The following is a 17972-nucleotide window of genomic DNA, read 5'->3' as shown; positions in this document are numbered from 1 at the left end:
GGCAGCATCCCGCCACTGATGCGATATGCCTTGCGACACCCGCGATAGCCTTGACTCCAACGCCAGCTGAGAACAGGATGTAGCGCGCGCTCTGGTCTATGACAACGGCAGTGTCTCGCGGAACCCCTACGTAAATTTCGTCTCCCTTGTTCCACGGGAATCCTGAACTTGCTCGTGCTGTCTCCCTATCGTCCTCTTGCCGGATTCCCAGTAAAAACGCGTCACGTCGTGAAGGAGCGTGCCACAGTGGGTGCGACCGCACGGCTCGGCTTCCATTGCCTCGAGCGAGGTCTACTATCGCTCCGTCTTCGAACGGCGGTAGTTCCAACCGGTCCTTTGTCTGCAATTCGACTGCGTGATAACCCTGGGCGAGTGGCCACTTCCGCATCACAGTTGCTGCAATCATCTTCTCGTCCATGTGTTCTCCACTACGGGCCTGCAAAAAGGATGGGAAGGTGCTCGGTGTGACAACGCAGAATCGCGGCCGACCCGAAGCTCTATGTTCGATAGCCGGATTCAGAGTAGGACGCGTCGATTTTGACCGCAAGATGCGATAGTCGAATGCCGTTCATATGACATCCTTGATAATCATTCGTGTGCTGGCTGCTGTGCAAGGAGAGGATTACGTAGTGTCCTTCGGATAAGTCGACGAGGCTTTTCAAGTCGCTTTTCTCTACGTCGAACTTATCCGTATGCAGCAGCACTTGAGCATCAGGCTGGGCGCTCAATGCGTCTCGCGCGTTGTTCGCGAATGCGGTTCGGACCGAAACTGTGGCTCCGCGCGTCCTCCGCACAAGTTCGAGCAAGTCCTCGCAAACCCCGTTGAAGTTCAACGTGCGACCAACCAGCACCTGGTTTTGCGCGAAAAGCAGCAAATGTCATAGGCTTCGCCAGATTCTCACCATTCCAGCAATCTGACCAAAACCGGGAAGATTTCTTATTGGAAACACCACTGTGAAGCGATGGTTCCGATTCGCGTCGCGTGACGGACTTTATTCTTCCTGATCATCCGCACCCAGCCGCGGCTAGCCGCCTCCTCAAATTTACTTGACATCTAAACTATCGATGTCTAAATTACTCCCATCAGCAGCGTTCACATATGGGGAACAAGCATGCGCATCGTTTGCATTGGTGGCGGCCCGGCCGGTCTGTACTTCGGCCTCTTGATGAAGAGCCGGAACCCGGCCTACGATGTCACGGTCGTCGAGCGCAACCGCCCGTACGACACCTTCGGCTGGGGCGTCGTCTTCTCCGACCAGACACTCGGCAATCTGCGCGCCGCCGACGCCCCCAGCGCCGACGCGATCCTCGACGCCTTCAATCACTGGGACGACATCGAGATCAATTTCCGCGGCCGGCAAATCCGCTCGTCGGGTCACGGCTTTTGCGGCATCGGCCGTAAACGTCTGCTGAATATCCTGCAAGCGCGCTGCGAAGAACTCGGCGTCAAGCTGGTCTTCGAAACCCAGGTCACGGACGACAGCGTCTACGAAGCCGATCTGATCATCGCCTGCGACGGCGCCAACAGCGCGGTCCGCCAAAAGTATGCGGCCACCTATCGGCCCGCCGTCGACATGCGCGATTGCCGCTTCGTCTGGCTCGGCACCAAAAAACTCTTCGACGCCTTCACCTTCGCTTTCGAAGAAACCGAATTCGGCTGGTTCCAGGCGCACGCGTATCGTTTCGACGATCAGACCTCCACGTTCATCGTCGAAACGCCGGAACGCGTGTGGCGCGCCGCCGGTCTCGACGAGATGAGCAAGGAACACAGCATCGCCTTCTGCGAAAAGCTGTTCGCGAAGTATCTGGACGGCAACGCGTTGCTGTCGAACGCGGCGCATTTGCGCGGCTCGTCGCAATGGATTCGCTTCCCGCGTGTCGTCAACGATGAATGGGTGCATTGGCGCAGCAACGCGGACGGCACGCAAACGCCGATTGTCCTCATGGGCGACGCCGCGCATACCGCTCACTTCTCGATCGGTTCCGGCACCAAGCTCGCGCTCGAAGATTCGATCGAACTCGCGAACAGCATGGGCGCGCATCCGGGTGATCTGGCCTCCGCGCTGAAGCATTACACCGACGTGCGCAGCATCGACGTACTGCGCATTCAAAATGCCGCGCGTAATTCGACGGAGTGGTTCGAGCATGTCGACCGCTATACGTCCTTTGAGCCGGAACAGTTCGCATATTCGCTGCTCACGCGCTCGCAGCGCATTTCTCATGAAAATTTGCGTGAACGTGACGCGCAGTATCTGTCCGGCTTCGAAGACTGGCTCGCCCAGCGCTCCGGTGTGAATCGCGCGCCGGAGAAGCACTCCGTCCCGCCGATGTTCACGCCTTTCACGCTGCGCGGCGTCACGCTAAAAAACCGCGTGGTGGTGTCGCCAATGGCGCAATACTCGGCCGTCGACGGTATTGCGGGCGACTATCACCTGATGCATCTCGGCGCTCGCGCCATGGGCGGCGCAGGGCTGGTCATGACGGAAATGACCTGCGTCTCGCCCGAAGCGCGCATTACGCCCGCGTGTCCCGGCATGTATGCGCCCGAGCATCTCACTGCATGGAAACGCATCGTCGACCTCGTGCATCGTCAGTCGGATGCGAAGATCGGCATTCAGCTCGGCCATTCCGGCGCGAAAGGTTCGACACGTGTCTCGTGGGAAGGCATCGATCAGCCACTCACGGAAGGCAACTGGCCGCTCATTTCGGCATCGCCGCAACAATATCTGCGTGGCGTCAGCCAGCATTCGCGCGAAGCCACGCAAGACGAGTTGCGCGAAATCGAGGCACAGTTCGTCCGCGCGACGCAAATGTCGGTGGAAGCGGGTTTTGACTGGCTCGAATTGCACTGCGCGCACGGCTATTTCCTGTCGGGTTTTCTGTCGCCGCTGACCAATCATCGCACTGACGAATTTGGCGGCTCGCTGGAAAATCGTCTGCGCTACCCGTTGCAGGTTTTCAAGGCGATCCGCGCGGTCTGGCCGCAAGACAAGCCGATTTCCGTGCGCATTTCCGCGAACGATTGGGTCGAAGGCGGCACCACTCCCGACGACGCAGTCAAGATCGCTCAAGCCTTCAAGGCAGCCGGCGCCGACATGATCGATGTGTCGTCAGGCCAGGTCAGCAAGGAAGAAAAACCTGTATTCGGCCGCATGTTCCAGACGCCGTTCGCCGACCGTGTGCGCAACGAAGCTGGCATCGCGACCATCGCGGTCGGTGCGATCTCCGAAGCCGACCATGTGAACAGCATCATCGCGGCCGGTCGTGCGGATCTGTGCGCGATTGCACGCCCGCATCTGGCGAATCCCTCGTGGACATTGAACGAAGCGGCCAAGATCGGCTATTTCGATGTGATGTGGCCGAAACCCTACACGGCGGCGAAGTCGCAACTCGAACGCAACCTCGAACGCGAGCGCGCTCAAGCCGCCGCGAACGCCGGTCTGTCGCCGCAAGAACGCGCGCAACGCGCCGAAGGAACCGTGTGAACACGCTCAATTCCACACTCGCGGGACAGCACGCGGTCGTCACCGGCGGCGGCAGCGGCATCGGCGCAGCGGTAGCGGAAAGCTTGCTACGCGCCGGCGCGCGCGTCACCTTGATGGGTCGTAACGCGGAACGTCTGGACGTGCAGCGCGAAAAGTGCCGGGCGCTGGGCGACGTGGCGTGCATCAGCGTCGACGTCACGCAGGAAGACTCGGTCGCGAACGCGTTTCGTGAGGCCGGCGCGGTCGACATCCTCGTCAACAACGCGGGTCAGGCGCAAGCCGCACCGTTCACACACACCGACATGGCGCTCTGGCAGCGCATGCTGGACGTGAACCTCACCGGTGTCTTTCTCGGCACGCGTGCGGTCTTGCCCGGCATGCTCGAACGCGGCCACGGACGCATCGTCAATGTGGCCAGCACGGCGGGACAAATCGGCTACGCGTACGTCGCCGCCTATTGCGCCGCGAAACATGGCGTGATCGGTCTCACGCGTTCGCTCGCATTGGAAGTCGCGACGAAAGGCGTCACCGTCAACGCCGTGTGTCCCGGTTATACGGAAACGGAACTGCTGCACGCGTCGCTTGAACAGATCACCAGCAAGACCTCGCGCACCGAACAGCAGGCGCGCGAAACCTTGCTTCGCTCGAATCCACAACATCGCTTCGTGAGTCCGGAACAGGTCGCCAATGCGGTGCTCTGGCTCTGCCAACCTGGCTCGGACGCCATCACGGGGCAATCCATTTCCATCTCTGGTGGAGAAGTGATGTGACCAAGTCATCGAACATCAAGAAGCCCGCGGCGGCGGCTGATACGAAACCGCCGCGCAAGGGCGTCCCCAAGCCCGCGGAGAACGTCGTGGACCTCGAAATGAGCACCGGCGCGGATAGTCACATGGGTTTGCGTCTGTGGCTGCGCATGCTGACCACGACCAACCTCGTGCAAGCGGAATTGCGCAAGCGTCTGCGCAACGAATTCGACACCACGTTGCCGCGTTTCGATCTGATGGCCCAATTGGAACGACATCCTGAAGGCCTGAAGATGACCGAGCTGTCGCGCCGTTTGATGGTGACGGGCGGCAACATCACCGGCATTACGGATCAGCTTGAGAAAGAAGGACTGGTCGCGCGTGACAACGATCCGAACGATCGCCGCTCGATCAGCGTCTGCCTGACACCGGCAGGCCGCAAGGCGTTTGACAAGATGGCAGTCGCGCACGAGCAATGGGTGGTCAAACTGTTCGGCGGTTTGAGCCTCGATGAAAAATCGCGTACCCATCAGCGCCTCGGCAAACTCAAGCAACACTTGCTCGACAGTCTGAAAGACTGATCGGCATCGAACCGCGGAGAGAGACTCATGACACGATCCAACGCCGACGCCCTGCTGGCCGGCAACCGCCTCACGCTAGCCGGTTACGAAGCGCGGCACTTCGGCTGGTCGGTCGCCGACAAGGTCGCGACGATCACGCTGAACCGCCCGGAGCGCAAAAATCCGCTGACCTTCGAGTCGTATGCGGAGTTGCGCGATCTATTCCGGCAGTTGACCTATGCGACCGACGTCAAGGCAGTCGTGATTCACGGTGCAGGTGAAAACTTCTGCTCGGGCGGCGACGTGCACGACATCATCGCGCCGCTAATCGATCTGCCGATGCCGGAACTGCTGCTCTTCACGCGTATGACCGGCGATCTCGTCAAAGCCATGCGTCATTGCCCGCAGCCGGTAATTGCTGCCGTCGACGGCGTCTGCGCCGGTGCCGGCGCAATTCTCGCGATGGCGTCCGACATGCGACTCGGCACCGCGCGCAGCAAGCTCGCTTTTCTATTCTCGCGCGTCGGTCTCGCGGGTTGCGATATGGGCGCTTGCGCGATTCTGCCGCGCATCATCGGCCAGGGACGCGCCGCCGAACTGCTCTTCACCGGACGCTCGGCAAGCGGCGACGAAGGCCACGCATGGGGTTTCTACAACCGGCTATGCGAACCCACCGCGCTCCTTGAAGAAGCGCAGAAGCTCGCCGCCGATCTCGTCGCTGGTCCGACTTTCGCGCACGGCATCACCAAGAAGATGCTGCATCAGGAATGGAGCATGAGCATCGACGAAGCGATCGAATCCGAAGCGCAAGCCCAGGCGATCTGCATGAGCACACGCGATTTCGAGCGCGCCTACAGCGCGTTTGCCGCGAAGTCGCGTCCGGTGTTCGAAGGAGATTGAGTTGAGCGCCAACACCAATCTGGATCTGCATAGCGCGCTGGCCTGGCCGTTCTTCGAGCCGCGTCATCGCGAACTGGCTGCGGGTATCGAAGCATGGTGCCGAGAGAACCTCGCGCATGAAGACCACAAGGACGTCGATGCGACCTGCCGCCATCTGGTGCGTGAACTCGGCGCGGCGGGCTGGCTGAAATATGGTGTGGGCGGCGTCGCCTACGGCGGCCACGGCGATACCATCGACACGCGCGCCGTTTGCCTTCTGCGCGAAACACTCGCAAAACACTCGGGACTCGCAGACTTCGCGTTGGCAATGCAAGGGCTCGGTTCGGGCGCCATCTCGCTCGGCGGCACGCACGAACAAAAGACGCGTTATTTGCCACGTGTCGCCAACGGCACGGCCATCGCGGCATTCGCGCTGTCCGAGCCTGAGGCCGGCTCCGACGTCGCCGCCATGGCGCTCTCCGCCCGCGAGGACGGCGACGTCTACGTGCTCAACGGAGACAAGACCTGGATCTCCAACGGCGGCATCGCCGATTTCTACGTGGTGTTCGCGAGAACCGGCGAAGCGTCAGGCGCACGCGGTATCAGCGCATTCATTGTCGATGCGGATACGCCGGGCCTGGAGATCGCCGAACGTATCGACGTGATCGCGCCGCATCCGCTCGCTCGTCTGCACTTTGCCGGCGCGCGCGTGCCGCGCAGCCAGATGCTCGGCGCACCCGGCGAAGGTTTCAAACTCGCCATGCGCACGCTGGATATTTTCCGCACGTCCGTGGCGGCTGCGTCGCTCGGCTTTGCGCGTCATGCGATGGCCGAGGGTCTCGCGCGTGCCGCGTCGCGCAAGATGTTCGGGCAGACGCTCGGCGATTTTCAACTGACGCAGGCCAAACTCGCGCAGATGGCGTTGACCATCGACAGCAGCGCATTGCTGGTCTACCGCGCCGCGTGGCTGCGTGATCAAGGTGAAAGCGTCACGCGTGAAGCCGCAATGGCCAAGTGGCACGCGAGCGAAGGCGCGCAACAGGTGATCGACGCCGCGGTGCAACTCTACGGCGGCATGGGCGTGCAAAGCGGCACGGCCGTCGAAATGCTGTATCGCGAGATCCGCGCACTGCGCATCTACGAAGGCGCGACCGAAGTGCAGCAACTGATTGTCGGACGCGATCTGTTGAAGGCGCATGCTGCCGCTGCCGGAGACAACGCCAAATGAGCGCATCTTTCGAAAGGCCCGTGCGTATCCGCTTCTCGCACTGCGATCCGGCGGGCATCGTGTTCTTTCCGCAATATCTGGTGATGACCAACGCGCTGGTCGAAGACTGGTTCAACGAAGGCCTGCATATCGACTACGCGCACATGATCTCGCAACGCCGCCTCGGCTTGCCGATCGTGAAACTCGATTGCGAGTTTTCGCGGCCGAGCCAGATGGGCGAAACGATCACGCTGACACTTAATGTTGTTGCGATCGGCCGGCGCTCGATCAGCATCGATATCGTCGGCCATTGCAACGGCGAAACGCGTTTCCGCGCGAAACAGGTGCTCGTCACCACGTCGCTCGAACGCGGCACATCTATCGACATTCCCACCGACATCGCGAGTGCGCTCGCGAAGTTTGCCCCACAGCCCGACTCTACTGAGGCGCATCGCTCATGAAAAAAGCTCTTCTCCCCGCCGGCTGGGTCAAGCCGCGTGGCTACGCGAACGGTGTCGCGGCAACCGGCACGCAGGTGTTCATTGCCGGCCAGATCGGCTGGGACGAACAGGCGCGTTTCCACACGACGGACTTCGCCGAGCAAGCCATCCAGGCACTCAAAAACGTGCTCGCCGTTTTGCATGAAGCCGGCGGCAAGCCCGAGCACCTGGTGCGATTGACGTGGTACGTCACCGACAAACGTGAATATCTCGCTTCGTTGAAAGACATCGGCCGCGCGTTTCGCGAGCTGATCGGCGACTACGACATCGCGATGAGCGCGGTGCAGGTGGTCGCGTTGATCGAAGACGAAGCGAAAGTCGAAATCGAGGCGACCGCCGTGGTCCCTCAGTAACAGAGCAACAAAGCACACGAAAAGAACCCACCAAGCCAACCGAAGCGCATTTAGCCGGCTCAACGCCCGGGAGACCATGATGGAACCGTCAGCACACGTCGATACCTTCGCGCGCGACAATCTTCCGCCGCAGGATCAATGGCCCGTCTTTCTGCTCGACAACCCTGACGTCGCGTACCCGGCGCGCTTGAACTGCGCGACGGAGCTGCTCGACAGAACCATCGATGCAGGCCACCGCGATCATCCCGCGATCTGGTCCGATGTCGACGGCACACCACGCGCCACCACTTACGGCGAACTGCTGGCGCTCGTGAATCGCAGCGCGCATGTGCTGGTCGATGAAATGGGTCTACAGCCCGGCAATCGCGTTCTACTGCGCGGCCCGAACACGCTGCATATGGCGGTAACGGCACTCGCGGCGTTGAAAGTCGGGCTCGTCGTGGTGCCGACCATGCCGCTGCTGCGAGCCAAGGAGTTGAAGCAGATCATCGAGAAAGCGCAGGTCGGCGCGGCTTTGTGCGACGCTCGCCTGACCGCCGAACTGGCGCGCTGTACCGATCCACAAGACGAGTTCTATTGCGCGGGCCTGAAGCAAACGCGCCTCTTCCACGACGACGCCGCTGATTCACTCGACACGCTAGCCATCGATAAGCCCGACCACTTCACCGCGTGCGACACCGCCGCCGATGACGTCTGCCTGATCGCCTTCACGAGCGGCACGACCGGCGCGCCGAAAGGCTGCATGCACTTTCATCGCGATGTCGTGGCCATGTGCGATCTGTTTCCGCGTCACGTGCTCAAGGCTTCGTTGAACGATATTTTTTGCGGCACGCCGCCGCTCGCGTTTACGTTCGGGCTCGGCGGCTTGCTGTGTTTTCCGTTGCGCGTTGGCGCGTCCACGGTGCTGATCGAGAAGCTCACGCCCGAGACTTTGCTGCAGACCGTCGAGCGTTTTCACGCGACCGTCATGTTCACCGCGCCGACTTTCTATCGGCAGATGGCGCCGCTGGTTGCGCACCACGACATCTCTTCGTTGAAGAAAACCGTGTCGGCGGGTGAGGCGTTGCCGGATTCGACGCGGCGTCTGTGGCGCGACGCGACCGGCATTGAGATGATCGACGGCATTGGTGGGACCGAGCTGATCCACATTTTCATTTCGGCGCAAGGTGACGAGATTCGCCCGAACGCGATAGGCCGCGCGGTGCCGGGTTACGTCGTGCAGGCCGTGGATGACGACATGCAACCGGTCGCGCCCGGCACGATCGGCAAACTCGCGGTGCGCGGCCCGACCGGCTGCCGCTATCTCGCCGACGAACGGCAAAAGAAGTTCGTGCGCGATGGCTGGAACCTGCCCGGCGATTCCGTCTATCTCGACGAAGACGGCTACGTGTTCTACCAGGCGCGCGCCGACGACATGATCGTCTCCGCCGGCTACAACATCTCGGGCCCCGAAGTGGAAAGTGTCCTGCTGCAACACGACGCGGTGTCCGAATGCGGCGTGATAGGCGTGCCGGACGAAACCCGCGGACAGATCGTTAAGGCATTCGTCGTGGTCAATCCCGGTTTCGAACGTGATGACAAACTGGTCGCGCAATTGCAGGATTTCGTGAAAAATAGCGTGGCGCCGTATAAATATCCACGCGTCATCGTGTTCGTCGATGCATTGCCGCGCACCGAAACCGGCAAGCTCAAACGCTTCGAGTTGCGTACGATGGCCTAGCCCACCTTCCCTGAGCAACCAGGTTGCATGGGATCGGAGTAGCGCTAAAGCGCTAACTCCGATCGACAAGGAGACACACCGCATGGTCGCCTCTTTCATCGAAGTCGTCGCCCAGGATGGCGGCCGTTTCAATGCGTACGTCGCGCGTCCGGCGCATGGGTCGGGCCCAGGACTCGTGCTGCTGCAGGAAATTTTTGGCATCAACGACACCATGAAGGCGATGGCCGAACGCTTCGCTGAAGAGGGTTATGTGGTGCTGGTGCCCGATCTGTTCTGGCGGATCAAACCGGGCATCGTGCTCGGTTATGGCGAGGCCGACATGACACAGGCGCTCGACTATCTCGACCAGTTCGACACGGACCTCGCAATCGACGATATCGCGGCCACAGTCGCCGCATTGCGCGCCCTGCCCGAACAGGCCGGCAAAGTCGGCACGGTGGGTTACTGCCTCGGCGGCAAGCTCGCGTTCCTGAGCGCCGCGCGGACCGATGTCGATTGCGCGGCCAGCTACTACGGCGTAGGCCTCGAAGCGTATCTGGATGAAGTGCCGGCGATTCGCTGCCCGATGGTGTTTCATTTCCCCGAAAACGACTCGCACTGTCCGCCGGAAACCCGCGAACGGATCAGCGCCGCATTGCGCACGCGGCCGCAAATCGAGCAATACGTGTACCCGGGTTGCGATCACGCGTTTGCCGCGCCGTCGCGCCCGCAATACGACAAGCCCGCCGCGATGATGGCGTACTCGCGCACGCTCGCGCTGCTGCGCAAAGTGCTGGGTCCGGTCTACGATCTCAACGCACTGTGGGAAGCGCATTGCTATTACGAGTTCGCCACGCGTGACGTCGATGCCGTCATGCCGACCATGGTCGCGCAGCCTTACGTCAATCACGTTCCGACCATGACTGGCGGAGTCGGTCATGACAACCTGAAGCGTTTCTATACGCATCACTTCGTCAACTCGAATCCTGTCGATACGAAGCTGATTCCGATTTCGCGCACCATCGGCGCGGATCGCATCGTCGATGAATTTATTTTTAGCTGCACGCATAGCTGCGAGATCGACTGGCTGCTGCCCGGCGTCGCACCGACCGGTAAGTATTTCGAGGTGCCGATGCTGGCTGTCGTGTGTTTCCGAGGCGACAAGCTCTATAACGAGCACATCTATTGGGATCAGGCTTCCGTGCTGGTGCAGGTTGGCTTGCTGAACCCAGAGGGACTGCCGGTGGCCGGCATTGAAAGCGCGCGCAAGCTGCTCGACGAAACGCTGCCGTCGAACCGGTTGATGGGCGGCAAATCGCGCGTGTGAGATGCGACTAGAGGCCTGCCTCTGCACAACATCCTTATGATGTGACACTCCACTGGCCACCGTCCCTCGACCCATGCTGATCGTCCATCATCTGAACAACTCCCGCTCGCAACGTGTGTTGTGGCTGCTCGAAGAACTCGGCGTTCCATACGAAATCAAGCGTTACCAGCGCGACCCGAAAACAATGCTGGCGCCGCCCGAGTTGCGCGCGGTGCATCCGCTCGGCAAGTCGCCCGTGATTACCGACGATGGTCAGACTATCGCCGAGTCGGGCGCGATCATCGAGTATCTGCTCGGCAAATACGGGCAAGGGCGTTTTGCGCCCGCGCCGGGCACGTCGGAGCAGCTGCGTTATACCTACTGGCTGCATTACGCGGAAGGCTCGGCGATGCCGCCGCTGCTGCTCAAACTCGTCGCGCTGCGGATTGCCAGTGCGCCGATGCCGTTCTTCGCGAAGCCGATCGCGCGCAAGATCGCCGCCACGCTGCAATCGAGTTTCATCGATCCGCAGTTGAAGCTGCACCTCGGTTATATCAATCAGGAGTTGAGCAAGACTGGCTGGTTCGTCGGCGACGATTTCACGGCAGCGGACGTGCAGATGAGTTTCCCGCTCGAAGCCGCCACGGCGCGCGGCGGCATGGAAGGCCAGATTCCGGCGGTGGTTGATTTCCTCAAGCGCATTCATGCGAGGCCGGCGTATCAGCGGGCGCTGGAGCGTGGCGGCAAGTACGAATTGCTTGGCGGCGATTGAGGTTCGCGCCGACCTGAAACTCGTAGTTGTGGGTCGAAATTCGCGGGTGCTAGACTGACAAATCCCATTGTCGTCAACGAGTTGCCAACCGGTTGATCGGTATTGCGCCGGGTTGTGGTTCTTTCGGTGCGGTACCTGATTCAGCGGCGGCGCGTCCGCCATTCAATCGACCATGCCTAAGGAGCCGCCAGCATGACCCATTCCATCCACGGCGACAAACGCTGGCTCGCACTGATCGTCCTGTGCCTCGGCGTGCTCATGATCGTGCTCGATACGACGATCGTGAACGTTGCGCTGCCGTCCATTGCAGCGGATCTCGGCTTTACCGAGACGTCGCTCGTGTGGGTGGTCAATGCGTACATGCTGACGTTCGGCGGTTGTCTGCTGCTGGGCGGGCGGCTCGGCGATCTGTATGGACATCGCAAGCTGTTTCTCATCGGCATTACGTTGTTTACGCTGGCGTCGCTTGCTTGCGGGGTTTCAAATTCGCAAATGCTGCTGGTGTGCGCGCGGGCCGTTCAGGGTGTTGCGGGCGCGATCGTCTCGGCAGTTTCGTTGTCGCTCATCATGAATCTGTTCACCGAACCCGGCGAGCGTGCGAAAGCCATGGGCGTGTATGGTTTCGTGTGCGCGGGCGGTGGCAGCATCGGCGTGTTGCTTGGCGGGCTGCTGACCAATCTGCTGAGCTGGCATTGGATTTTTCTCGTCAATCTGCCCATCGGTATTGCAGTGTATGCGCTCTGTGTCGCGTTGTTGCCGTCCGCACGAGGGCACGCACATGGAGAGCGGCTCGACGTCGCTGGCGCGGTGTCCGTCACCGTTTCGCTCATGCTGGCTGTCTATGCTGTTGTGAATGGCAATGAAGCTGGCTGGGCTTCTACGCAAACGCTCGGCTTGCTGTTTGCCGCAGTGGCTCTGCTCATTGTGTTCCTCGTGATTGAATCGCGCGTCCAGCATCCGTTGATGCCGCTCGGCCTGTTTCGCTTGCGCAATGTGGCGACGGCGAACGTGGTCGGCGTGTTGTGGGCTGCCGCGATGTTTGCGTGGTTCTTCATCTCTGCGCTGTATTTGCAACGCGTGCTTGGGTATCGGCCGTTGCAGGTTGGGCTCGCGTTTCTGCCGGCTAATCTGATCATGGGGTTCTTTTCGCTCGGGCTGTCGGCGAAAGTGGTGATGCGGTTTGGGCTGCGTTTGCCGCTTGCTGTGGGGCTGATGGTCGCGGCGGGTGGGCTTGCGCTGTTTGCTCGTGCGCCGGTCGGCGGGAGCTTTGTGGTCGATGTCATGCCGGGAATGATTCTGCTCGGCTTCGGCGCGGGTATTGCGTTTAATCCGATGCTGCTGGCGGCTATGAGCGATGTCGATCCGAGTGATTCGGGGCTCGCGTCGGGTATTGTTAATACGTCGTTCATGATGGGTGGGGCGCTTGGGCTTGCGGTGCTGGCGAGTCTTGCTGCGGCGCGTAGTGAGGCGATGCAGGCGTCTGGTGATGCGGTCGCGGCGCTGAACAGTGGGTATCACGTCGCGTTTTTGTTTGGGGCGATTTTTGCGGCGGTGGCGGGGGTTTTGGGTGGGTTGCTGTTGAGGCCGGGGCAGGCGGGCGGTGCGGATGCACACCAAGATGCTCATGGTCACGACGTAACAGCAGCGGATGGACACTCCACCACAACCGGCAACAAACCCGCGACCGAAAACTACTAAGCCCGCTCCCGCAAAACCGCAATCCCGATCAAACACCCCGGATCGGCGCTCGCTATGCTGGTTCCATGCTGACATGAGAGCCCATATGAACCCGGTTGGAAAAGCGCTCTGGTTTATCGAAAGCCACTATGCCCGCGAGTTGACGCTCGACGACATCGCCAACTGCGGATGCGTGTCGCGCTTTCATCTGGCGCGCGCGTTCGAAGCGGCCACGGGGTTTTCGGTGATGCGCTATGTCCGCGGGCGTCGCTTGAGCGAAGCGGCGCGGCGGCTCGCGAGCGGCGCACCAGATATCCTCGCGGTCGCCATCGACGCCGGCTACGGTTCTCACGAGGCATTCACGCGCGCGTTTCGCGAGCAATTCGGGCTCACGCCCGACGCGCTTCGCACGCGTGGCCATCTCGACAACCTCGCCCTCGTGGAGCCGATCAAAATGGACGAAACCCTTCTGACCCATCTCGAACCGCCGCGCTTTGAAGACGGCAAAGCGTTTCTTGTCGCGGGCTTGAGCGAGCGCTATACCAGTGAAACCTGCGCCGCGATTCCGTCGCAGTGGCAGCGCTTTGGCGACTACTTCGGCAAAGTGCCCGGCCAGGTCGGCAACGTGGCGTATGGCGTTTGCTATAACGCTGACGACAGCGGCAACATCGACTATCTGTGCGGCGTCGAAGTCAGTGACTTCTCGGCGCTGCCTGCCGAACTGAGCCGCTTGCGCATTTCCCCGCAGCGGTATGCGGTGTTTAGCCATCGCGAGCATATTTCTACGATCCGGTGCACCTGGAGCACGATCTGGAATCAGTGGCTGCCGGCATCGGGACACGTTCCTGCGGATGCGCCGAACTTCGAGCGTTACGACGAGAAATTCGATCCCGTCAGTGGGATGGGCGGCCTCGAGATCTGGTTGCCGTTGAAGACCTGAAGAACCCACACGCCCGTCACGGCGATGCACGCGCCCGGTGCGTCGCCGGTGACATCGCGTAATCACTTGCACCAGCGCGTGAAGCGCCAAACGTTTGCTGCGTGCATGCTGGCGCGAGAGCGCCCCATAGATCAACCCGGCCCAATGTTTGCTCTCATGTAGTCACAACATTGCAAACAACCAGGACCAGGTCATGTCGAATCCGCTTGAAATCGTCGAGCTGACGCATCACGTCAAGAAGCTCGCGACGGGGAAAATTTCCGATATCAACGACATCAATCGCGAGACCACCTTCCTCGCGCTGAACGCCTTGATCGAAGCGGCGCGCGCCGGCAATGCGGGCCGCGGCTTCGCGGTGGTGGCGAATCAGGTCAAGCAGGTGTCGGCGCGCATCGGCGAAATCACGACGGTGCTCAATCGAGAGCTCGCGGGTTCGCTGAACAAACTGACGGATCTCGGCGACAACATGATCGAACGGCTGCGCTCGCACGAAGGCCAGCGCTGCGCCGACCTCGCGCTGAACATGATCGACGTGATCGACCGCAATCTGTACGAGCGCACGTGCGACGTGCGCTGGTGGGCGACCGACTCCGCCGTGGTGGACTGCCTGGCGAACGCGAATGACGACACAAGGGCGCATGCGTCGCGTCGTCTGTCGGTGATTCTCGACAGCTATACGGTGTACCTCGATTTGTGGATCGTCGATGCGTCCGGCAAGGTGGTCGCGAATGGCCGGCCCGATAACTATGCGGTGTATGAGCGCAATGTCGGCGATGCGAGCTGGTTTCGCAACGCGATGAAGACACCTTCGGGCGCGGACTTCGTTGCTGGAGATATTGAGGCGCTGCCGCTTTTGAGGCACGCGCAGGTCGCGACTTATGCGACGGCGATCCGCGAGAACGGCGCGGTGGACGGCAAGCCGCTCGGCGCGCTGGTGATCTTTTTTGATTGGGCACCGCAGGCATCGGCGGTTGTTAAGGGTGTGCGGCTTAGTGATGAGGAGTGGACTCGGACGCGGTGCTTGATTGTTAATGCGGCGCATCGGGTGATTGCCAGTTCGGATGATAAAGGCGTGCTTGAGGAACAGTTTCGGCTTAAGACCGATGGTGAGGCTGCTGGGTTTTATCGGTTGACGGATGGGCGCACTGTGTCGTTTGCTGCTACGCCGGGGTATGAGAGTTATCGGGGGTTGGGGTGGTATGGGGTGGTTGTGCAGGGGGTGGCGGGTTGAGTTTTTTTTATGTGATCGGTGGCGTACGGTTGCGCCACCTTCTTCTAATTGCGCAGTCTATCGCCCATGCCGATTGCTGGCGTTTTGCAATCGCTTAGTGTGGCGCGGCGGCTGGTTGCTGGATCGCGTCGGGTCTTAACGTCGCTGCACTTTTCGATGATGCGCTTTTGTGCTGTGGCGCGTCGGCGGTGGCGTCGGATGCTTTCGCTCTCTGCGATGCTTCGGCCAGCAGGTTGGCCGCATGGCTTGCGGTGATGCGGCTTTGCGGGACGCCCTTCGCATCGAGTGCGATTATCTGGAACAACTCACGGTCGCATTCGAGTTCCTGCTGATACTGCTCGGCCGTGTCCACCAGCAATTCAAGGAGCGTCTTATGACGCCGTCTTTCATCGCTCGTGATGGCAGGATTCCTACATATCGAGGACGCAAGTGTGATCAAGGTGTCCAGTTGACCTACTTGTCGGTCGCATAAGTCGAATGCGGATAAGGCGAGTTTTTCGTATTGGAGGGCGTCGACGGGCGGACGTGATGCTGGCTGGTTTTTGATGGACTTGGTCATGGTGCGATCTCCCTGGTGATTCCTTGGATCGCCCGACACTCGCTTGCAAAGGGGTGAGCGGGCACATGGCGGGATTGGAAGACCGGCGCTAAACCAAACCGGCGAGCCTTGCGGCTCCCCCACCACAGCCCGCCCGTTGATCTGTATAGGCGTGCAGAGGTAGACGCACGACCCGCGATGAGCGGGTGTGCGAGTTTAGCTAGCAGGCTTCCAAACCTGGTCGTTGGGTGTTTCCCGACGACTTGGGAATTATAAATCAGGGCAGGCGGGTTGCTACCAACTGTGTGGGCTAAATGTTTGATTTGGCGGGAGGGGATGAGGACAAATTGTGGCGGGGGCGACGGATATTCGGCCAATACAAGCATTTCAATCGTGGGCAGCGCTTATCAGTCAATGTCGCAATTTGTCAAAACTATGTGATCTCTGGGCTGCCGAACAACCGCGAGCGTATGCGACTCATAAGTTGAGTACCGAACGAGTCCGCTTCGCATGCAGATGCGCGTTTGCCCAAGACACCCTTCGACCTTGCCTGACTAACGCACACGGACGGTTAATCGCCACGCATCGTCCGCAAATTACCCGGTCAGCAATATGATCACCGGATAGATCCTCTCGCGAAAATTCGCGATAATGGCATGCTTAGATTTCCGAATAAAATGAGAGGAGCCTTATGAGCGACATTCAGCTGTTTCGTCTCCTGAACGGAGCAGCGAGCGAGCTGCCAAGCCAAGTCGCGAAGCTGGAGAAGCATTTGCAAAGCTTGATGGAAACCAACATGCAAACGTTGCTCGGCGCGCGCTTCCTCGCCAGCGAATATACGACCGGCAAGACCCACCGGGGCCGCATCGATTCACTAGGCCTAGACGAGAACGGCTGCCCGGTCATTATCGAGTACAAGCGACATAGCAACGAAAACGTCATAAACCAAGGGTTGTACTACCTCGACTGGCTGCTCGATCATCAAGCGGAGTTCCGCTGGCTAGTGATGGACAAGCTTGGTAAAGATGAGGCCGACCAGATCGAATGGGCCGGCACGCGCCTGTTGTGCATCGCAGCCGATTTCACACGCTACGACCAGCACGCCGTGCAACAGATCCCGCGAAATGTCGAGCTGATTCGGTACAAGCTGTTCGGAGATGATTTGCTGCTTCTTGAATTGGTCAATGCTCAGAGCACACCTGAAACCGTCGTGAGCAAGTCAGCGGCTACGAGCGCAGCCCCTCCGGTACAACAGGTCTCTGCGACTGCGGGCGTCTCCATCTCGGACGCTCCGAAGTCGACGGGAAAGGACAAGACAGTCGACGAGCAACTTGCGCTTGCGTCCCCGGAAATACGTGATCTCTACGCCAGTATCGCCAGTTTTCTGCTGAGTCTCGGGGACGATGTGCAGGAGAAACGGCTAAAGCTCTATACCGCGTTTCGGCGCCTGAAGAATTTCGCATGCGCGATCCCGTACCCGAACAGGATACTGATGATCCTGAAGCTCGATCCCAGCACGGTCGCCCTGGAAGAAGGCTTTTCTCGAGATATCAGCCAGATCGGCCATTGGGGCACTGGAGACGTCGAATTGACGTTGCGCGGCCAGGCCGATTTCGACCGCGCGAAGACGTTGCTTGAACGCAGCTATATCGAGGCGTAAGTAGAGTCCTCACATACGAAGGCCAATAGATTTGATTAAATATGCGCCGACCGTTGTTATGACCGACTGAATCAACTCGGCGCGGTGGCTGCCATCAACCAAAAGGCGTTCGGATGGCGACCGCGCGCGTCGGCACGGTTCATATTTACGTCGAAGTGGTTGGCATCAATTTTTGATGTGAGGCGCTTGGTTTATCGGTTCGCCATCTGACGACTATCGACAAAAGAACGGACACGGGAGCAACACTAATAAATACCCGCAGCCAAACTTAGCCGACCGTGATGCCCGCCGACCCTAGACTGTCGTTCGGACGCGGGTCACCGCGCCTGCCGTCCCGACCGCCTCCGGAGTATTGCCGTTGCTTCCGCAATCGAGTTCATTGGCAAGTAATCGGCCATTGCGGACGTTCGGCTGTCGGT

Annotated in this window: 15 protein-coding genes; 14 read left to right on the top strand and 1 reads right to left on the bottom strand. The window is 60.3% G+C overall.

Annotation, left to right across the window (positions count from 1 at the left end; all coding sequences use genetic code 11):
- The first annotated feature begins 1112 nt into the window (after positions 1 to 1112).
- The 13 genes from PQR42_RS36635 to PQR42_RS36575 all read left to right on the top strand — a co-directional run bounded on the left by PQR42_RS36635 (position 1113) and on the right by PQR42_RS36575 (position 15355).
- Positions 1113 to 3485 (top strand): bifunctional salicylyl-CoA 5-hydroxylase/oxidoreductase, encoded by a 2373-nt coding sequence (locus tag PQR42_RS36635; RefSeq protein WP_408388545.1) that lies wholly within the window; start codon positions 1113 to 1115, stop codon positions 3483 to 3485.
- Positions 3482 to 4255 carry an SDR family NAD(P)-dependent oxidoreductase gene (locus PQR42_RS36630; RefSeq protein WP_408211402.1) on the top strand — a complete coding sequence of 258 codons (774 nt, stop codon included), beginning with the start codon at positions 3482 to 3484 and terminating at the stop codon, positions 4253 to 4255. Before PQR42_RS36635 ends, PQR42_RS36630 begins: the two co-directional genes overlap by 4 nt.
- The gene (locus PQR42_RS36625) at positions 4252 to 4812 is read left to right on the top strand and encodes a MarR family winged helix-turn-helix transcriptional regulator (RefSeq protein ID WP_408495101.1); all 561 of its coding nucleotides are present in this window, start codon (positions 4252 to 4254) and stop codon (positions 4810 to 4812) included. The genes PQR42_RS36630 and PQR42_RS36625 overlap by 4 nt, the downstream gene beginning before the upstream one ends.
- Positions 4813 to 4839: 27 nt before the next feature.
- A complete protein-coding gene (locus PQR42_RS36620; protein ID WP_408211408.1) occupies positions 4840 to 5691 on the top strand; it encodes an enoyl-CoA hydratase family protein in 852 nt (283 codons plus the stop codon).
- A gap of 1 nt (position 5692) precedes the next feature.
- Complete coding sequence (locus PQR42_RS36615) at positions 5693 to 6898, top strand: acyl-CoA dehydrogenase family protein (protein WP_408388547.1); 1206 nt, start codon at positions 5693 to 5695, stop codon at positions 6896 to 6898.
- On the top strand, positions 6895 to 7338 hold the full coding sequence (locus tag PQR42_RS36610) for an acyl-CoA thioesterase (RefSeq protein WP_408388549.1): 444 nt from the start codon (positions 6895 to 6897) through the stop codon (positions 7336 to 7338). Before PQR42_RS36615 ends, PQR42_RS36610 begins: the two co-directional genes overlap by 4 nt.
- Entirely contained in the window at positions 7335 to 7730 is a 396-nt protein-coding gene (locus tag PQR42_RS36605) for a RidA family protein (protein WP_408388551.1), read from the top strand. Before PQR42_RS36610 ends, PQR42_RS36605 begins: the two co-directional genes overlap by 4 nt.
- Positions 7731 to 7809: 79 nt before the next feature.
- Positions 7810 to 9450 carry an AMP-binding protein gene (locus tag PQR42_RS36600; protein ID WP_408388683.1) on the top strand — a complete coding sequence of 547 codons (1641 nt, stop codon included), beginning with the start codon at positions 7810 to 7812 and terminating at the stop codon, positions 9448 to 9450.
- 82 nt (positions 9451 to 9532) lie between these two features.
- On the top strand, positions 9533 to 10756 hold the full coding sequence (locus PQR42_RS36595) for a dienelactone hydrolase family protein (RefSeq protein WP_408388553.1): 1224 nt from the start codon (positions 9533 to 9535) through the stop codon (positions 10754 to 10756).
- A 73-nt stretch (positions 10757 to 10829) separates the two neighbouring features.
- Positions 10830 to 11507: a glutathione S-transferase gene (locus tag PQR42_RS36590; RefSeq protein WP_408211420.1), complete on the top strand. Its 678-nt coding sequence runs from the start codon at positions 10830 to 10832 to the stop codon at positions 11505 to 11507.
- Between the two features lie 192 nt (positions 11508 to 11699).
- Positions 11700 to 13205 carry a DHA2 family efflux MFS transporter permease subunit gene (locus PQR42_RS36585; protein WP_408388555.1) on the top strand — a complete coding sequence of 502 codons (1506 nt, stop codon included), beginning with the start codon at positions 11700 to 11702 and terminating at the stop codon, positions 13203 to 13205.
- Positions 13206 to 13290: 85 nt separating this feature from the next.
- Positions 13291 to 14124: an AraC family transcriptional regulator gene (locus PQR42_RS36580; protein ID WP_408388557.1), complete on the top strand. Its 834-nt coding sequence runs from the start codon at positions 13291 to 13293 to the stop codon at positions 14122 to 14124.
- Between the two features lie 169 nt (positions 14125 to 14293).
- A complete protein-coding gene (locus tag PQR42_RS36575; RefSeq protein WP_408388685.1) occupies positions 14294 to 15355 on the top strand; it encodes a methyl-accepting chemotaxis protein in 1062 nt (353 codons plus the stop codon).
- Positions 15356 to 15449: 94 nt separating this feature from the next.
- On the opposite strand, the gene PQR42_RS36570 is transcribed toward PQR42_RS36575, so the two are convergent.
- Complete coding sequence (locus PQR42_RS36570) at positions 15450 to 15914, bottom strand: hypothetical protein (protein ID WP_408388559.1); 465 nt, start codon at positions 15912 to 15914, stop codon at positions 15450 to 15452.
- A gap of 670 nt (positions 15915 to 16584) precedes the next feature.
- Between PQR42_RS36570 and PQR42_RS36565 the strand changes: the two genes are divergently transcribed.
- Positions 16585 to 17553, top strand: a complete 969-nt coding sequence (locus PQR42_RS36565) for a DUF5655 domain-containing protein (protein WP_408388561.1) — start codon at positions 16585 to 16587, stop codon at positions 17551 to 17553.
- Positions 17554 to 17972 lie beyond the last annotated feature (419 nt).

Source organism: Paraburkholderia sediminicola (assembly GCF_046027355.1).
Taxonomy (GTDB): domain Bacteria; phylum Pseudomonadota; class Gammaproteobacteria; order Burkholderiales; family Burkholderiaceae; genus Paraburkholderia; species Paraburkholderia sediminicola_B.
Note: the sequence above shows the minus strand (reverse complement) of the source record. Positions and strands in the feature narration are given on the sequence as shown.